The sequence below is a fragment of the Flavobacterium soyae genome (assembly GCF_021245985.1).
GTDB lineage: Bacteria > Bacteroidota > Bacteroidia > Flavobacteriales > Flavobacteriaceae > Flavobacterium > Flavobacterium soyae.
In genome coordinates, this window is record NZ_JAJQXA010000007.1 from 48,913 (window position 1) to 66,653 (window position 17,741).

At 35.6% G+C, this 17,741-nt stretch carries 9 protein-coding genes; all 9 read left to right on the forward strand.

Annotated features, from left to right (window positions below):
• Nucleotides 1–3 precede the first annotated feature (3 nt).
• Nucleotides 4–1,074, forward strand: coding sequence for a carbohydrate-binding family 9-like protein (locus LUU93_RS10685; RefSeq protein ID WP_232681032.1), 1,071 nt, complete (start codon nt 4–6; stop codon nt 1,072–1,074).
• Between the two features lie 6 nt (nt 1,075–1,080).
• Entirely contained in the window at nt 1,081–2,157 is a 1,077-nt protein-coding gene (locus tag LUU93_RS10690; protein ID WP_232681033.1) for a putative glycoside hydrolase, read from the forward strand.
• A gap of 171 nt (nt 2,158–2,328) precedes the next feature.
• Nucleotides 2,329–3,354 (forward strand): isoaspartyl peptidase/L-asparaginase family protein, encoded by a 1,026-nt coding sequence (locus LUU93_RS10695; RefSeq protein ID WP_232681035.1) that lies wholly within the window; start codon nt 2,329–2,331, stop codon nt 3,352–3,354.
• A gap of 164 nt (nt 3,355–3,518) precedes the next feature.
• On the forward strand, nt 3,519–5,831 hold the full coding sequence (locus tag LUU93_RS10700) for a beta-N-acetylhexosaminidase (RefSeq protein ID WP_232681037.1): 2,313 nt from the start codon (nt 3,519–3,521) through the stop codon (nt 5,829–5,831).
• 239 nt (nt 5,832–6,070) lie between these two features.
• A complete protein-coding gene (locus tag LUU93_RS10705; RefSeq protein WP_232681039.1) occupies nt 6,071–7,921 on the forward strand; it encodes a beta-galactosidase in 1,851 nt (616 codons plus the stop codon).
• Between the two features lie 55 nt (nt 7,922–7,976).
• Entirely contained in the window at nt 7,977–9,461 is a 1,485-nt protein-coding gene (locus tag LUU93_RS10710) for an alpha-L-fucosidase (protein ID WP_232681041.1), read from the forward strand.
• 4 nt (nt 9,462–9,465) lie between these two features.
• Nucleotides 9,466–11,709 (forward strand): GH92 family glycosyl hydrolase, encoded by a 2,244-nt coding sequence (locus LUU93_RS10715; protein WP_232681042.1) that lies wholly within the window; start codon nt 9,466–9,468, stop codon nt 11,707–11,709.
• A 12-nt stretch (nt 11,710–11,721) separates the two neighbouring features.
• Nucleotides 11,722–14,382, forward strand: a complete 2,661-nt coding sequence (locus LUU93_RS10720; protein ID WP_232681044.1) for a glycoside hydrolase family 3 protein — start codon at nt 11,722–11,724, stop codon at nt 14,380–14,382.
• Nucleotides 14,383–14,645: 263 nt separating this feature from the next.
• Nucleotides 14,646–17,732: a SusC/RagA family TonB-linked outer membrane protein gene (locus LUU93_RS10725; protein WP_232681047.1), complete on the forward strand. Its 3,087-nt coding sequence runs from the start codon at nt 14,646–14,648 to the stop codon at nt 17,730–17,732.
• Nucleotides 17,733–17,741: the final 9 nt, after the last annotated feature.

Below are 17,741 nucleotides of genomic sequence, written 5' to 3' on the forward strand. Positions count from 1 at the left end.
AACATGCGTTTAAAATTTCAATGGTTAACAGTTGTTCTAGTTTCTTTTTCGGCTGTGGGTTTTGCACAGTCAAAAAAAAATACGATTATTCCTAAAACATACACAGCGGCAAAAACGACAAGTCCAATCACAATCGATGGAGACGAATCTGACGTTTCATGGAGCAAAGCAGACTGGACAGATCTTTTTGAAGATATAGAAAATGATGTAAAGCCTAAATATGCAACAAAAGTTAAAATGCTGTGGGACGAAACCAATTTTTATATATTAGCAAAGATTGATGAGCCGCACGTTTGGGCAAATTTAAAGCAACGTGACACTATTATTTTTTACAACAATGACTTTGAAGTTTTTATAGATCCCGACAGCGACACTTTTAACTATTACGAATTAGAAATAAACGCCTTGAACACTGCTTGGGATCTATTCTTATCAAAACCTTACAGAGAAAACGATAATGTTGTTTTAAACGACTGGAACATTCCGGGTTTAAAATCAGCAGTTAAAATTCACGGAACACTTAATAATCCAACCGATATTGATCAGGGCTGGGTTTTAGAAATGGCGATTCCGTGGGCATCTTACAAAACATCTTATTTCGATCAAAACGTGCCTGCAGATAAATTCTGGAGAGTCAATTTCTCAAGGGTAAACTGGCAGCATTCAATTGTTGACGGTAAATACGAACGCAAAAAAGATGCTGAAGGAAAATTTCTGCCAGAGTACAACTGGGTTTGGTCGCCAATGGGTGTAATTAATATGCATGAACCTGAAAAATGGGGTTATGTTTATTTTTCTACTAAAGAAACAAAAGATAACTTTACAATTCCGCAGGACGAAAAAGTAAAATGGGAACTTTACAATTTATACAGAGCTCAAAAAGAGTATTTTCAAAAGAATAAAGTTTGGGCAAAATCGCTGTCGAATCTAACAAAAGAAACTATCAGTGTTGATAATAAAATTTTAAAGCCTATCTTAGAAAACCATTCTGCAGGATATAATATTTCAGTAAAAAGTCCTTTTTCAAATCAAACATTTGTTATAAAGCAGGACGGGAAAATAATAACAAAGTAAACCACTATGAAACTACCAAAACTATTACTTTTTTTACTGGCATTCAGCATTTTTTCTTGTGCCAAAAAAGAAGAAACCACATTTAAATTTGGGGTCTGGACAACCGCAGACGCCAAAAAATCAGATGCAGACTACACAAAAGAATTCAAAAAATATAAAGACGGCGGTATTGACGAAGTATTAATTAATACCACAACAGATCCTAAACTTTTAAAAAGATTAGTACCCCTTGCCACTAAAGAAGGCCTAAAAGTTCACGCCTGGATTATGGCCATGAACAGACCCGGAGATTCTGTTGCATTACAGCATCCGGAATGGTATCAGGTAAGCAAAGAAGGTAAATCCTGCTTCGATAACCGCCCTTATGTTGATTATTATCAATGGTTATGCCCAACCAGAAAAGAATCAAGAGAACATGTTTTACATTTAGTTGAAGAACTGGCAAAAGTTGATGGAATCGAAAGTGTTCATTTAGATTATATTCGTTTCCCGGACATCTTTTTACCAATTAGTTTATTACCAAAATACAACTTAGTTCAGGATGTAGAATTACCTCAATTTGATTTTTGTTATTGTGACGAATGTGTAAAAGCATTTGAAAAAATCCACCATAAAAATCCAAAAGAAAGCCACAACACTTCTATCGATATGGAGTGGAAAAACTTCAGATTAAATGCAATACAAGCCGTTGTAAACGATGCTTACGCAATTGCGCACAAACACAACAAACAATTAACCGCAGCTGTATTTCCTTATCCGGAAATGGCAGACCATATGGTGCGCCAGCGCTGGGACAAATGGAATATTGACGAAGTATATCCAATGATTTACCACAGTTTTTACAATGAAGAAATTGACTGGGTAGGTTATGCCACAAAACAAGGTGCTGCAGATTTAGAAGGTAAGAAAACGAAAATCAATACAGGAATTTATATTCCGGGATTGAAAAACGATAAAGAACTAAAAGAAGCTATTTTGTTAGCAAAAGAAAATGGAGCAGCCGGTGTTTCATTTTTTGACGGAAATGCATTGTCAGAAAGCAATTTAAAGACAATCAAAGAAACAAAAGCAAGTTTAAAGTAATATTTTTTAAATACATAGAAACATAATATAGATAATTCAACTTTGTCAAAGTTTTAAACTTTGACAAAGTTCATCCGGTATAATTATGTTTGTTAATGCAAGTGAAACGCTTTTTATTCGGTTTCAAAAACTATGTCCCTATGTGTTTAAATAAAACTAAAAGTAAACAGCATGTCAAATAGAAGAGACTTTATCAAAAAAGCAGCTTTAGGCGCAGCAGCCGTAAGTTCTGTCGGTTTTAGCGGATTTGCGAAAGAGAAAGAAAATGAAAAAGAAGGCGTATTAGAATTTCCTTCAAAAAAAGTAAAAAAGCCGGTTGTTATTTCGACATGGAATCACGGCTTGCCTGCAAATCAGGAAACCTGGAAAGAATTAAAAGCCGGAAAATCAGCCTTAGATGCAATTGAAGCCGGAATGAAAATTCCCGAAGCAGATCCAAATGTTCGCAGCGTTGGTTATGGAGGATATCCGGACCGCGAAGGAAAAGTAACTCTTGATGCCTGTATTATGGATCACAACAGTAATTGTGGTTCGGTTTGTTTTTTACAAAATATTATGCATCCAATTTCTGTAGCAAAAAGAGTATTACAAAATACACCGCACGTAATGCTTGCCGGACAAGGCGCATTGCAGTTTGCTCTATCAGAAGGATTTAAAGAAGAAAATTTACTAACTCCGGAATCAGAAAGAGACTGGAAAAAGTGGCTGGAAGATTCTAAATACAAACCAGTAATTAATATAGAAAATCACGATACCATAAGTATGTTAATGTTAGATCAGGATGGTAATCTTGCGGGTGGCTGCACAACAAGCGGCGCTGCCTGGAAAATGCATGGCCGCGTCGGTGACTCCCCAATCATTGGCGCTGGTCTTTTTCTGGATAACGAAGTAGGAGCTGCGGCAGCAACCGGTTTGGGCGAAGCTGTAATAAGAACAGCTGGAAGTGCAATGGTTGTCGAATTAATGCGTCAGGGAAAATCACCTTTTGATGCCTGTAAAGAAATTACAGAACGTATTTACAACAAACACAAAAACCACAAAGACATGGAATACCTGCAGGTTGGTTTTATCGCCTTAAATAAAAATGGCGAACATGCAGGTTACAGCCTTAGATCTGGCTTTAATTATGCTGTTTCTGATGACGAAAAAGGCCACAGAATGGAAGATGCTAAATTTAAAATGTCCTGGGATAAATAATTATCACGTTTAGAACTTTGACAAAGTTTAACGACACAGTTTTGTCATCCTGAGGAACGAAGGATCACACAAGTAGATCGACAAAGATTGGCGAGTTGCTTTGAGGAATTCCTAGTGTGATCCTTCGTTCCTCAGGATGACAAACAAAAACCAAAAAACAAAGAATGAAAAAATTACTAGTCCTATTAACCCTAATCATTTCAATTTTCTCGGCTCGTGCGCAGAAAGTTTACACAGAAAGTGATATCCATATCATTCCAAAACCAAGTCAGACTCTTATTAAAACAGGTGTTTTTGAATTTACAAAAGATACAAAGTTTGTAGTAAACGGTGATTTCCAAAAAGATGCTGCAAATGCTTTGGCTTCTAAATTTGAAGTTGCTGCAGGATGGAAACCAGAAACGATAACAAAAGCTCCAATAAGCAATTTTGTTCAGTTTAAAGTAGATCCGAACTTAAAAAATGAAGCTTACGTTTTAGATGTTAATCCGACAAGTATTGTTATTTCTGCAAAAGGAAATGTTGGTTTTTTATATGGTTTAGAAAGTGTTAGACAATTACTTCCTGAAGCTATTGAAAGTAAATATGCAATCACTTCTGCAAAATGGCAGATTCCAAGTTTAACGATTAATGATGAACCGCGTTTTAAGTGGAGAGGTTTAATGCTGGATTTATCACGTCATTTCTTTGATAAGAATTATATTCTGGCTACAATTGATCGTTTGGCAATGCACAAAATGAACGTTTTGCATTTGCATTTAGTTGATGATCAAGGCTGGAGAATTGAAATAAAAAAATATCCAAAACTAACAGAAGTCGGCGCTTGGAGAGTAGATCAGGAAAATACAAGCTGGAACGCCAGATTGACTACAAATCCTGACGAAAAAGGAACTTACGGTGGATTTTTTACACAAGAAGAATTAAAAGAAATTGTAAAATACGCAGCTACAAAAGGAATCGAAATTATTCCAGAAATCGAAATGCCGGCTCACGTAAGTTCTGCAATTGCAGCTTATCCAGAATTGGCTTGTTTCAATCAGAGAATTGGAGTTCCTTCTGGTGGATTATGGCCAATTACAGATATTTATTGTGCTGGAAAAGAATCTACATTTGAGTTTTTACAAAATGTAATTGATGAAGTAATCACAATTTTTCCTTCAAAATACATTCATATTGGCGGCGACGAAGCTACGAAAACCAATTGGGCAAAATGTCCGAATTGCCAGAAAAGAATTAAAGATGAACATTTAAAAAGCGTAGAAGAATTACAAAGTTATTTTGTAAAACGCATGGAAAAATACATCAACTCAAAAGGTAAAAAAGTTATCGGTTGGGATGAAATTTTAGAAGGTGGTTTAGCTCCAGATGCAACTGTGATGAGCTGGAGAGGAATGAAAGGCGGAATTGAAGCAGCAGATCAAGGTCATGACGTAATTATGACACCTGAAACTCCTTGTTATTTCAATTTTTACCAAGGTCCTCAAAACGAAGAACCTTTAGCTTTTGATGCTTATAATCCGTTAAGCGAAGTGTACAAATTTGATCCTGTAGTTTCAACAATGACGCCTCAGGAAGCTGCACACGTATTGGGCGGACAGGCTAATTTATGGGCAGAACATTTAGCATTGCCAAAAGATTCTGAGTATATGATTTTTCCAAGATTGGCAGCTTTATCAGAAACATTATGGAGTCCGAAAGAAAAACGCAATTGGAATGATTTTACATCAAGATTATTCTCAATGTTCAAACGTTACGATTATCAGGGTTTAAATTATGCGAAGAGTGCTTATTTGGTTACCGCTTCTTCAACGGCTGATTTGGCTAATAAACAAATTAAAGTCGAGTTGAAAAATGAATTCCCTAATCCAGATATCCGCTATGTTTTTGGAAACCAAAGCATTGATTATCATGCTATAAAATATACTACTCCAATTGAAATTAAAGAAACTACAGTTTTAAAAGCTTCTTTGTTTCAAGACGAAAAACCAGTTGGAAAAACATTTACAGATACTATAGTTTTCCATAAGGGATTTGCGAAAAAAGTGAAATACTTAACGCCTTTTAATGATAATTATAAAGGGGATGCCAATACTATGGTAAACAGTATTAGAGGAAGCAAAAATTTCCATGACGGGCAATGGCAGGCTTGGCTGGTTAATGATATGGAATTGGTAATTGATCTTGAAAAAACAGAAAGCATTGAACAAGTTACAGTTGGAGCTTTAGAAAGTCAAGGTGCTGGAGTTAATTTCCCGATTCAATTGAAAGTATTGATTTCTACTGATGGAATTAAATATACGCAAGTTGGGAAAATAACACGTGCGTATGCAGTAAATCCAGTTCCGGAATTGAAAGATTTCAAAATCAATTTCCAAAAGCAAAATGCACGTTTTGTAAAAGTAATTGGCGGTAACCTGAAGAAAAGCCCGAAAGGAGAAAGCTCTTGGTTGTTTGTGGATGAAATTTTGGTGAATTAAATATTTTTAAACACATAGATACATAGATTTTTTTTTAAACTTGGTAAAAAAGTTTAGAAAGAAACTAGTTTCCAACACATAGCTTAATGCGAAATGCTTGTGACAGCTTTGTCAAAGTTTGTCACTTCGATAAAGTAAAATTATTAAAGAATAACTCTCTGTAGTATTTGATTATCAAGGTTGTTTACTACTTTAAGATTGCAGTTTTTTAAGTTTATAAATGTATAATCTGAAAAAAAATGAATAAGATATTATTTAAGCTCGGGATATTATTGATTTGCTTGATGCCGTTTTTTAATACGGCGCAAACCAAAGGATTTTCTATATCTAATGGAGAATTTCAAAAAGATGGGAAAATTATAAAAATACATTCGGGAGAAATGCACTATGAACGTATTCCTAAAGAGTATTGGAGACATAGGCTGCAAATGCTTAAAGCTATGGGATTGAACACCGTAGCAACTTATGTGTTTTGGAATTATCATGAAATTGAGCCAGGTGTATGGGATTTTAAAACGGAAAATAGAGATTTGGCAGAGTTTTTACGTATTGCTAAAAGTGAAGGATTATATGTAATTCTTAGACCAGGCCCGTATGCTTGTGGTGAATGGGAATTTGGAGGATATCCTTGGTGGCTGCAAAACAATCCAGATTTAGTAATTCGTACCAATAACAAAGCATTTTTAGAAGCTTGCAAAAAGTATCTGGAAAATTTGTATGCAGTAGTAAAAGGAAATTTTGCTAATCAAGGAGGGCCAATTATTATGGTTCAGGCAGAAAATGAATTTGGTTCTTATGTTTCTCAAAGAACCGATATTAGTGCTGAGGATCATAAAGCATACAAAACTGCAATTTACAATATGCTTAAAGAAACTGGGTTTCCAGAGCCTTTTTTTACTTCTGACGGTACTTGGCTGTTTGAAGGCGGTGCTGTTGAAGGCGTGTTGCCAACTGCAAATGGGGAAACAAATATAGATAATTTAAAAAAACAGGTTGATAAATACCACAAAGGGCAAGGGCCTTACATGGTTGCAGAGTTTTATTCTGGATGGCTGGATCATTGGGCAGAACCATTTATTAAAATTGGATCTGAAGAGATTGCAAGTCAAACTAAAAAGTATCTTGATGCAGGTGTTTCTTTTAATTATTATATGGTGCACGGCGGTACTAATTTCGGATTTACTTCTGGAGCAAATTATAATGAAGAAAGTGATATTCAGCCGGATATTACAAGTTATGATTATGATGCGCCTATTAGCGAAGCAGGTTGGGCAACACCAAAATTCATGGCTATACGTGAAGTAATGCAAAAGTATTCTAAAACAAAATTAGCACCGATTCCAGAGAAAATACCAGTTACAAAATATCCTAATCAGCTTATCAAATCCAGTATGGATGTTTTAAGTTGGATCAAAAAAGAAAAAGCTGTTGTAAATGACCAGCCCTTAACATTTGAAAAGTTAGGTCAGGGAAATGGATATGTTTTATATCGTAAACGATTTACGCAGCCAATTTCAGGCAAATTAAAAATAGAGGGATTGAGAGACTTTGCTGCAGTTTATGTAAATGGAGTTAAGGTGGGTGAATTGAATAGAGTTTTCAAAAATTACGAGTTGACCGTTTCTATTCCGTTTAACGGTATTTTAGAAATTCTAGTTGAAAATATGGGGCGTATTAATTACGGAGCCGAAATAGTACATAATACTAAAGGAATTATTTCTCCAGTTTACATTAATGAATATGAAATTAGCGGTGGATGGGAAATGTATAAAATGCCAATGAATGAAGTGCCAGTTCTTAAAAATGAAACGGTAAAAGCTGGAAGACCAGTTTTATATGAATCTACAGTAAAAATAGATAAACCAGCCGATACTTTTCTTGATATGTCTGCTTGGGGAAAGGGAATTGTATTTGTTAATGGCCACAATCTTGGACGCTACTGGAAAGTAGGACCGCAACAAACGCTTTATGTACCGGGCTGTTGGTTGAAAGCGGGCGAGAATAAGTTTGTTGTACTAGAGCAACTTAATGAAAGTAACAAAACAGAATTAATTTTTGCAGATCAACCGATACTTGAAAAATTAAATTGAGATTACCTATTAAACAAGAAAACAAAAAATAATAAACCTAATAAACAGATTAAAGATGAAAAGAGGAATATTCATAATCGCCCTTTTATTTTCAGCTCAAATATTCGCTCAGGCGATTTATGAAGATGAAAGATACGTACCGGAAACAGATCCTGCAGTATTGAAAAATTTAGAAGTTTGGCAGGGCAAAAAATTTGGATTATTAATGCACTGGGGAACGTACAGCCAATGGGGAATTGTTGAATCATGGTCAATATGCCCGGAAGATTATGGATGGTGCGAACGTAAAAAAGGAAGTAATCCGGCCAATTATAACCAATATGTACAAGATTATGAAGGCTTGAAAAAGACTTTTAATCCAACGAAATTTGATCCGGCAAAATGGGCAAAAGCAGCAAAAGCAGCGGGAATGAAATACATGGTTTTTACCACCAAACACCATGACGGATTTAATATGTATGACACTAAATATTCTGATTATAAAGTAACAGATGCAGCTTGTCCTTTCAGTACTAATCCAAAAGCAGATATTTTAAAAGAAGTTTTTACTGCTTTTAGAAACGAAAATATTTCAACCGGAGCGTATTTCTCTAAACCAGACTGGCATAACGAAAATTACTGGGATCCGTATTTTCCTCCTTTCGACAGAAACGTAAACTACGATCCGTCGTTATATCCTGAAAAATGGCAGAAATATGTTGATTTTACACACAACCAAATTTTAGAAATTCTTTCAAATTATGGTAAAGTAGATATTTTATGGCTTGATGGGGGATGGGTTAGAAAAAGAGATCAGCAAAACTTAAAAGAAAACTACGACGAGAAATTTGCTGAAAACGAATCTAAAAACGGTTTCATTAAACACAGAGTTGTAGATCAGGATCCTAAAATGGATGAATTGGTGGTAAAAGCACGCCAAAAACAGCCAGGATTAATTGTAGTTGACAGAGCGGTTCACGGAAAAAACCAAAATTACTTAACTCCAGAAGGTCGTGTTCCTGCAAAAACACTGCCTTATCCTTGGGAATCTTGTATTACTTCTGGAGGTGGATGGTCTTATACTCCAGATGCAAAATACATGACTGGAAGACAAGGAATTCATATGCTGGTTGATATTGTAGCAAAAGGCGGAAACTTATTATTAAACGTTGCGCCAAGCCCGGAAGGAGAATGGCAGCAAGGTGCTTATGATTTATTGCAGGCTTATGCAGACTGGATGAAAGTAAACAGTTCAGCGATTTATGATACTAAACCAATTGAGCCTTTTAAAGAAGATAATATTTGTTTTACACAAAACAAAGACGGAAATGTATTCGCATTTTATTTAGCAAAAGACGGAGAAGATAAAATTCCTGCTGTAGTTACTGTAAAATCTATCAGCCCTAAAAAAGGAACAAAAATTACAATGTTAGGTTCTAAAACTTCTCTAAAATGGACAAAAGAAGGACAAGGATTTAAAGTTGTAATTCCGGAAAGTTTAAGAAATAATTTACCTGCAAAAGAAGCCTGGACTTTAAAAATTGAAGCTATTAACAGATAAAAATATGTTTTCAATATCAAAAATAATATCGAAAACAGCATGTAGTTTTTACATGCTGTTTTTTAGCATCACAAATTTTGCACAACAACCGGCAGATTATGTGAATCCGTTTATTGGAACTTCCAACTTTGGAGCCGCTTTTCCGGGGCCGATTGCGCCGCGCGGTATGGCAAGTATAAGTCCGTTTAATGTTGCCGGGGCTAAAAATACTCCAATGGAAAAAGACAGTCAGTGGCTTTCGAATCCATATGTAAATGAAAACACCTTTTTAACCGGATTTAGTCAGGTTAATTTAAGTGGTGTGGGTTGTCCGGAGTTGGGCGTTATTTTATTGATGCCAACAACTGGAAATGTAGAAATCGATCATTTAAAATATGGATCGACGTATTCTAATGAAGTGGCAAAAGCCGGATATTACAGCGTTGACCTCAAGAAATATAAAGTTAAAGGAGAATTTACAGCTTCAAAACGAGTAGGAGTAAGCAGATTTTCTTTCCCGAAAGGGCAGTCCAACATTTTAATAAATCTTGGTTTAGGATTAACAAATGAAGAAGGCTCGATGATCAAAGTCGTTTCTTCGACAGAAATTGAAGGAATGCGTTCTGTTGGTTCGTTTTGTTATAATAGCCCTGAGGATGCATATCCGGTTTATTTTGTGGCTAAGTTTTCGAAACCTGCTGAAAAATTCGGCGTTTGGAAAAAACCTTCCAAATACAACGGTGTTGAAGCACAATGGATGGGATATAACGGTAAGGCGAGAATAATGAAAAATACGATCAAAACAGTAGTTGGCGATAGTATTGGAAGTTATTTTACCTATAAATTCGACAAACAAGAAACCGTTGAAGTTAAAATTGGAATTTCATATGTAAGTATCGAAAATGCCAGAGAAAATTTAGAAAAAGAAACCGAAAATAAATCGTTTGATGCTGTTTATAAAGATACTTATAACGAATGGAACGAAGAACTTTCGAAGATTTTAGTTGAAGGCGGTTCAGAAGATGATAAAACGATTTTTTACACGGCTTTGTATCATACGTTAATTCATCCAAATACTCTAAATGATTTCAACGGAGAGTATCCGCAGATAAAAAGAAGCAAAATTGGTAAAACCGATGGTACCCGTTATACCGTATTTTCATTATGGGACACGTACCGAAATATGCATCCTTTAACATCTTTAGTTTATCCTAAGCAGCAGTCTGATATGATAAAAAGCATGTTGAAAATGTATGATGAAAACGGCTGGCTGCCAAAATGGGAATTAAATTCTACAGAAACATTTACAATGGTAGGAGATCCGGCAAGTATAGTTATTGTAGATGCCTGCTTAAAGGGGATTCAGGATTTTGATGTCTACAAAGCATACTACGCCATGCTAAAAGGTGCAGACCAGATTGAAAATAATCCGCTGCGTCCGGGGCTTAAAGAATATATAGAAAAAGGGTATTTATCAACTAATTATCCAGGACCTGTTTCGACAACGCAGGAATATAATACTTCAGATTATGCGATTTCTCTTTTAGCGAAAGCTTTGGGTGAAAAAGAAGATTATAAGCGTTTTGCTAAACGTTCATTATCCTATCGAAAATTATTTGACAAAGATTTAAAATTACTGCGGCCAAGAACTGCTAACGGAAAATGGTATGAACCTTTTGATCCTGAAGCAGGGGCTAATTTTCAGACAAATGCAGGGTTTATTGAAGGCAATGCCTGGCAGTATGCTTTTATGGTGCCGCATGATATCAGGGGATTGATAAAATTAATGGGCGGTGATAAGCCTTTTTCAGATCAATTGCAAAAAGTATTTGATACCAAACAATTTGATATGGCAAACGAGCCGGATATTGCTTATCCCTATTTATTCAATTATATAAAAGGAGAGGAATGGAAGAGTCAGGAAATGGTCAAAAAACTGGTACAGGAATATTTTCAAAACAAACCAAAAGGACTGCCGGGAAATGATGATACCGGAACAATGTCGGCTTGGTTAGTATATTCAATGATGGGGTTTTATCCAATATCTCCCGGCGACCCAATTTATACGATCACAACACCAATGTTCGATAAAGTAACGATCAAATTAGATTCAAGATATTATAAAAAAGAAAATATTGTCATTGAAAAAGAAGTCAATACTGACGGAAAAATCAAAGCAATGGAATTAAACGGAAAGCCACTGAACAGTTATTTTATTTCACACGATGATTTTGTGAATGGAGGAACACTGAAAGTGATTCAAAATTAAAACCGCACAACTATGTTACAGCTAAAAATCAAAAAAACAGCCATTATTTTTGTAATGGCTGTAGGTTTTTTTAACCAAACCTATGCACAGAAAAAATACCCGTATCAAGACGCAAAACTACCAGTAGAAGATAGGGTAAAAGACTTGTTAAGCCGTATGTCGCTTGAAGAAAAAGTACGCCAGATGGATATGTACAAAGGTGAATTTTTTAAAGAAAAGGAAGATTTCTCTAAATCAAAATCAGATGCTAAAATTGGAAATTTGGGAATTGGAGCGATTCATGACATTTATCCGCGTTCGGCAAAAATGATTAATGACCTTCAAAGCGAAGTAATTAAAAAGAATAAATGGGGAATTCCTGCGCTGATTATGTGCGAGATGCTTCATGGTTATTTAGATGACGGAAGTACTGCTTTCCCAATGAATATTGGTCTTGGAGCAACCTGGGATGTTAACGTAATGGACAAAGTGGGAAAAGTAATTGCTATGGAAGCAAGAGCACACGGAGTTCATTTTGGTCTTGGCCCAAACTTAGACCTTGGTCGTGAACCACGCTGGGGACGTGTTGCTGAAACTTTTGGTGAAGATGCTTATTTAAACAGCGAAATTGGTCTGGCGATGATCAAAGGAATGCAGGGTGATGATTTAAAATCAGATCGTTCGATTATTGCAGAACCTAAGCATTTTGCTGTTCACGGTATTCCGCAGGCAGGAGGAAATTCTTCTCCAATCTTGGTAGGAGAACGTTCGGCCAGAGAAGACCATCTTCCTTCGTTTGAAAAAGCATTTAGAAAAGGCGGAGCATTGGGAACTATGTGCGCGTATTCTGAATTAGACGGAATTCCTTGTGCCGAAAATCATTGGCTGTTAACAGATGTTTTGAGAAACGAATGGGGTTTTAAAGGAATTGTAGTTTCAGATTTAGGAGCTATTAAATATTTGCAGACGACACATTATGTAACAAGTTCTCCAAAAGAAAGTATAAAAGAAGCGATTGCGGCGGGAGTTGATATGCAGTTTTATGACTTTACAAATGAATTTTGGCAAAACACCATTATAGAATTGGTAAACGAAAAGAAATTGACAATGGCACAGATTGACCGCGCTGCCGGAGGAGTTTTAAGATTGAAATTCTTATTAGGATTATTTGAAAATCCATATACAGATAAAAACCTCATTAAAGAACGTTTTCATACTAAAGAAAATCAGGATGTGGCCTTAGAAGCTGCACATAAATCTATCATTTTGTTAAAAAATGAGAATAATTTATTACCTTTAAATAAAGACATTAAAACAGTTGCTGTTATCGGGCCAAATGCAAATGCTTCAAGACTAGGAGGATATGCGGTTAAGAACAAAGTTGGAACAACTGTTTTAGAAGGAGTACAGCAAATTGTGGGAAAAAACGCAAATGTACTTTATGAAGAAGGTGTGCCTTTGATTGTAAAAGGACAGATTATTCCGTCGAAATATTTATTTACTCCAGATGAATCTCAAAACGGATTAAAAGGGGAATATTTCAATAACAGAAATGTTGAAGGAACTCCGGCATTGACACGTATTGACAGCCAATTAGAGTTTGACTGGCCCTGGTCTCCTGGTGATGGTGTTACAGATGATGATTTCTCAATTAGATGGACGGGTTACATAAAATCAGATAAAGCATTTGACGGCTGGTTAGGTTTAAGTTCTGATGACGGAATCAGAATGTGGATTGACGATCAATTGGTAATCGACAACTGGACAAAAGGTGCGACAAGCATGGTTACAACTCCAAAAAATATAGAAGCAGGAAAAAAATACAAAGTCCGCATTGAAATGTGGGAAGGAGGCTGGGGAGCCAGAGCCCACTTACGCTGGAATTTAGAAAAAGTAAACTTACAGCCTGCAATTGATGCTGCTAAAAAAGCAGATGTTGTAATTGTAGTTTTAGGAGAATCAAACGAATTGGTTGAAGAAAACAGAGATGTTGCTTCTTTAGACTTATATGGAATGCAGCAGGAATTGATTGAAGAAATTCAAAAAACAGGAACTCCTGTGGTTTGCGTATTGTTAAACGGTCGTCCGCTTTCGACAAACTGGATTGCTGAAAATATTCCGGCAGTGGTTGAAGGCTGGTTTCCGGGAGAATTAGGAGGAAGAGCGGTTGCTGATGTTTTATTTGGAGATTACAATCCAGGAGGAAGACTTCCTATAACAGTTCCCAAATCTGTTGGGCAGTTACCTATATATTACAACCAAAAACGATCTGCGATTCACAGATACGTGGCAGAGAGTGAACATCCATTATACACTTTTGGCTATGGATTAAGTTATACGAAATTTGAATACTCAAATCTTAAAATCAATACTACTGAAATTAAAACTGACGGAGAATTGAAAGTTTCAGTTGACGTTAAAAACGTTGGAAGCAGGGACGGAGATGAAGTTGTACAATTATATATTAAAGATGTTTACAGCAGTACTACAACTCCAGAAAAAACCTTAAAAGGATTCAAAAGACTAAATGTTAAAAAAGGTGAAACGAAAAACGTTGAATTTATACTTACACCTGATGAATTATCTCTTTGGAACAGAGAAATGAAGCGAGTTGTTGAACCAGGAGATTTTGAAGTAATGGTTGGAGGAAATTCTACAGATTTATTAAAAACGAATTTCAAAGTTTTGAACTAAAATCTGTAAAATGAATAATATGTTTAACGTTTAAGATAATTAAAAAAGAATGCTGTTAAAAAAACTATAAATTGATTCGATTAATTCGATTAGAGATCAGTAAAATAAGGAGGATTAAGATTACAATTTAAAACGTTTTCGCACCCTAAAATGATAAATGTATTCCCAACACCTTTTCAAACTTGTCATTTGTCGAAATTATATCCTGTTAACAAAATGTATTCTTAAGTTTAACATGTTATTAACTCAAAAAACAACTAAATATGATCAAGAACGTACTAAAATTACTGTTTGTGATATGCTTATTTGGATTTCAAAATCTAGAGGCACAAACAACAGTAAAAGGAACGATAACAGATGCTCAAAGCGGAATTCCGATCCCTGGAGCAAATGTTGTGGTTAAGGGAACAAAAACAAGTACATCATCAGATTTTGATGGTAAGTACTCTATTACTGTTCCAAATCAATCTGCAGTTTTGGTTTTCTCTTATGTTGGTTCAGCTTCAAAAGAAGTAGCCGTAGGAAACCAAACTACTATTAATGCCACTTTAGGTGCTGCTACACAACAATTAGGTGAGGTAGTAGTAACTGCTCTTGGTATTAAAAGAGAGAAAAAAGCAATTACTTACTCAGCTCAAAATGTTTCTGTAGATGAACTTTCAGAGGCAAGATCATTAAACGTTGCTAATTCACTTTCTGGTAAGGTGGCAGGTCTTAACTACTCTACGACTTCAAATGGTGTTGGTTCTTCTTCAAGAATTACATTAAGAGGTAACAGATCTCTTAACGGAAATAACCAGCCATTATATGTAGTAGATGGTGTGCCTATTAGTAACGGTACAACGACAACTAACCCTGATATTGATACAGGAGGAACTACACAGCCAGATGGTATTTCAAACATCAACCCGGAGGATATTGCTTCGATGACAGTTTTGAAAGGACCTTCGGCAGCAGCTCTTTACGGATCAAGAGCGAGTAATGGTGTTATCGTAATTACTACAAAATCTGGAAAAGCAGGAAAAACATCTGTTTCGGTATCGTCTAACTTCATGGCTTCATCTGCTTATAATTTGATGAACCTGCAAAATGAGTATGGTCAGGGAACAAATGGAGTTTACAATCCAACTTCTACATCAAGCTGGGGAGGAAGATTAGACGGAAGCCAGGTTTCAAACTGGCAGTTAGTTCGTAACCCAAATTATACAGGGCCGGCTACACAAAGTTATTCTCCACAGCCTAACAACGTTATTGATTTTTACAAAACGGGTTACAATTTAGCTAATACTTTAACTGTTGTAACAGGTAACGAAAAAGCTCAGGGGTATTTCTCTTATACTAACACCCGTGCTGAAGGTATCGTTGGCGGAAACAAATTAGACAGACACAATCTTAACTTAAGATTGACCAGCAAAATCTCTGATAAATTATCATTGGATGTAAAAACTAACTACATCTTTCAGGATATTGATAATTTATTGAGAACAGGTGAAGAATCTATCGGAACATCTGCTTATTTATTACCTCGTAGTATCGCTTATAACGATTATAAAAATTTCGAATATTTTGATGGTGCAGGACAAAGACAATTAAATTATTTTGTTGACGAAACTGGATCTCCAGGAGGAAACCCATTCTGGTCTGCATTACGTGATGACGCTCGTACAGATAAAAGAAACAGATTTATTGGTTTAGCATCTCTTAAATACGAATTTACAAAAACGTTAAGTTTACAGGGTAGAGCTGGTTTAGACCAAATGACAAACAAAAACGAAAGAAACAGATATGCAACTGTTGCATTCAATAATAACTTAGGTTCATACAGCGAATCTTATGAAACTGTAAGTGAATTGAATATTGATGCTTTACTTTCTTACAATGAAAAATTTGGAGATTTTTCTGTTGGACTTAATGCTGGTGCCAGTTCATTGCAGCAAAACAGTTCAGCTTTAACTTCTGGAGGAGTTTTAAGTAAAAGAAACTATTTTGCTCTAGGTAATGTTTCAACAGTTACATCTACTTCTACAGCTTCAGAAAAAAGAATTAACTCAGTTTACGGGTTTGGTCAAATTGGTTTCAGAAACTATTTATTCCTGGATTTAACAGCAAGAAATGACTGGTCTTCTACTTTACCAAATGATTATTTTTACCCTTCTGCAGGTCTTTCAGCTGTTATCTCTGACATGGTCAAATTACCTGAAGTAATTAGTTTTGCAAAAGTAAGAGCTTCATACGCAAAAGTAGGTAATGATACTGATCCTTACCAAACACAGCAAAGATTCTCTTATATTGGAGGAAATGGCGGTATGTTATACGGACAAAGTACAAAAGCTAATCCAAACTTAAAACCAGAGTTATCTTCTTCTACAGAGTTTGGTGCTGATGTTAGATTCTTCAATAATCGTTTAGGTTTAGATTTTACTTATTTCAATTCATTAACGAATAATCAAATTTTCTACATCAATACTCCTGAGTCTTCTGGGTATTCAAGAGCAATCGTAAATGGTGGGGATATTGGTAATAAAGGTATCGAGCTTACCCTTACTGCAACTCCTATCCAAACAGAGAACTTTACTTGGGATGTTACTGCAAACTATGCTTCTTATAAATCAAAAATTAAATCTATTGCAGATGGAAGAGAAGAGTTAGTTCTGGGAGAAGGGCGTTTAGTAAGAAGTAAAGTTGTTGTAGGCGGCGAATACGGAGATTTATATATTAAAGGTTTTCAAAGAGATCCAAACGGAAATATTATTGTAAATAGTGCAGGTATTCCATTAGCAACAAACGGTTTTGATGTTCGCGCCGGTAACTTTAACCCGGACTGGACAGGAGGTATTAAAAATAACTTTAAATACAAAGATTTCTCTTTAAGCTTCTTAGTTGATTTTAGAATTGGCGGCGAGGTTATTTCATACACTCAGGCCAGACAAGCTGGTTTAGGGGTTAGCGATATTACTTTAGCAGGAAGAAGCGGTGGAATTGTTGTTGATGGTGTTGTTTCTAACGGAAACGGAACTTATTCTCCAAATACTACAAGTATTACTGCAGAGCAATACTGGACAGCTATTGGACAAAGAACTCCTATTGCAGAGCCATTTATTTATGATGCAACAAACATTAGATTAAGAGAGCTTGTTTTGGGTTATGCTTTACCAAAACGTTTATTAGGTGATTCAGGATTTACAAGTATTGATTTTTCATTGGTAGGAAGAAATTTATTCTTCTTCGTGAACAAAGCTAAATATTTTGATCCAGAGGCAGGAGCAGGAACAGGAAACCTGCAAGGTATAGAATCTTTCAACATTCCTTCAACGAGAGATTATGGAGTTAATGTTAAATTTGGATTTTAATTAAATAAA

Coding starts and splice junctions, on each gene's coding strand:
- LUU93_RS10685 (WP_232681032.1), top strand. CDS start 4: ATGCGTTTAAAATTTCAATGGTTAACAGTTGTTCTAGTTTCTTTTTCG.
- LUU93_RS10690 (WP_232681033.1), top strand. CDS start 1,081: ATGAAACTACCAAAACTATTACTTTTTTTACTGGCATTCAGCATTTTT.
- LUU93_RS10695 (WP_232681035.1), top strand. CDS start 2,329: ATGTCAAATAGAAGAGACTTTATCAAAAAAGCAGCTTTAGGCGCAGCA.
- LUU93_RS10700 (WP_232681037.1), top strand. CDS start 3,519: ATGAAAAAATTACTAGTCCTATTAACCCTAATCATTTCAATTTTCTCG.
- LUU93_RS10705 (WP_232681039.1), top strand. CDS start 6,071: ATGAATAAGATATTATTTAAGCTCGGGATATTATTGATTTGCTTGATG.
- LUU93_RS10710 (WP_232681041.1), top strand. CDS start 7,977: ATGAAAAGAGGAATATTCATAATCGCCCTTTTATTTTCAGCTCAAATA.
- LUU93_RS10715 (WP_232681042.1), top strand. CDS start 9,466: ATGTTTTCAATATCAAAAATAATATCGAAAACAGCATGTAGTTTTTAC.
- LUU93_RS10720 (WP_232681044.1), top strand. CDS start 11,722: ATGTTACAGCTAAAAATCAAAAAAACAGCCATTATTTTTGTAATGGCT.
- LUU93_RS10725 (WP_232681047.1), top strand. CDS start 14,646: ATGATCAAGAACGTACTAAAATTACTGTTTGTGATATGCTTATTTGGA.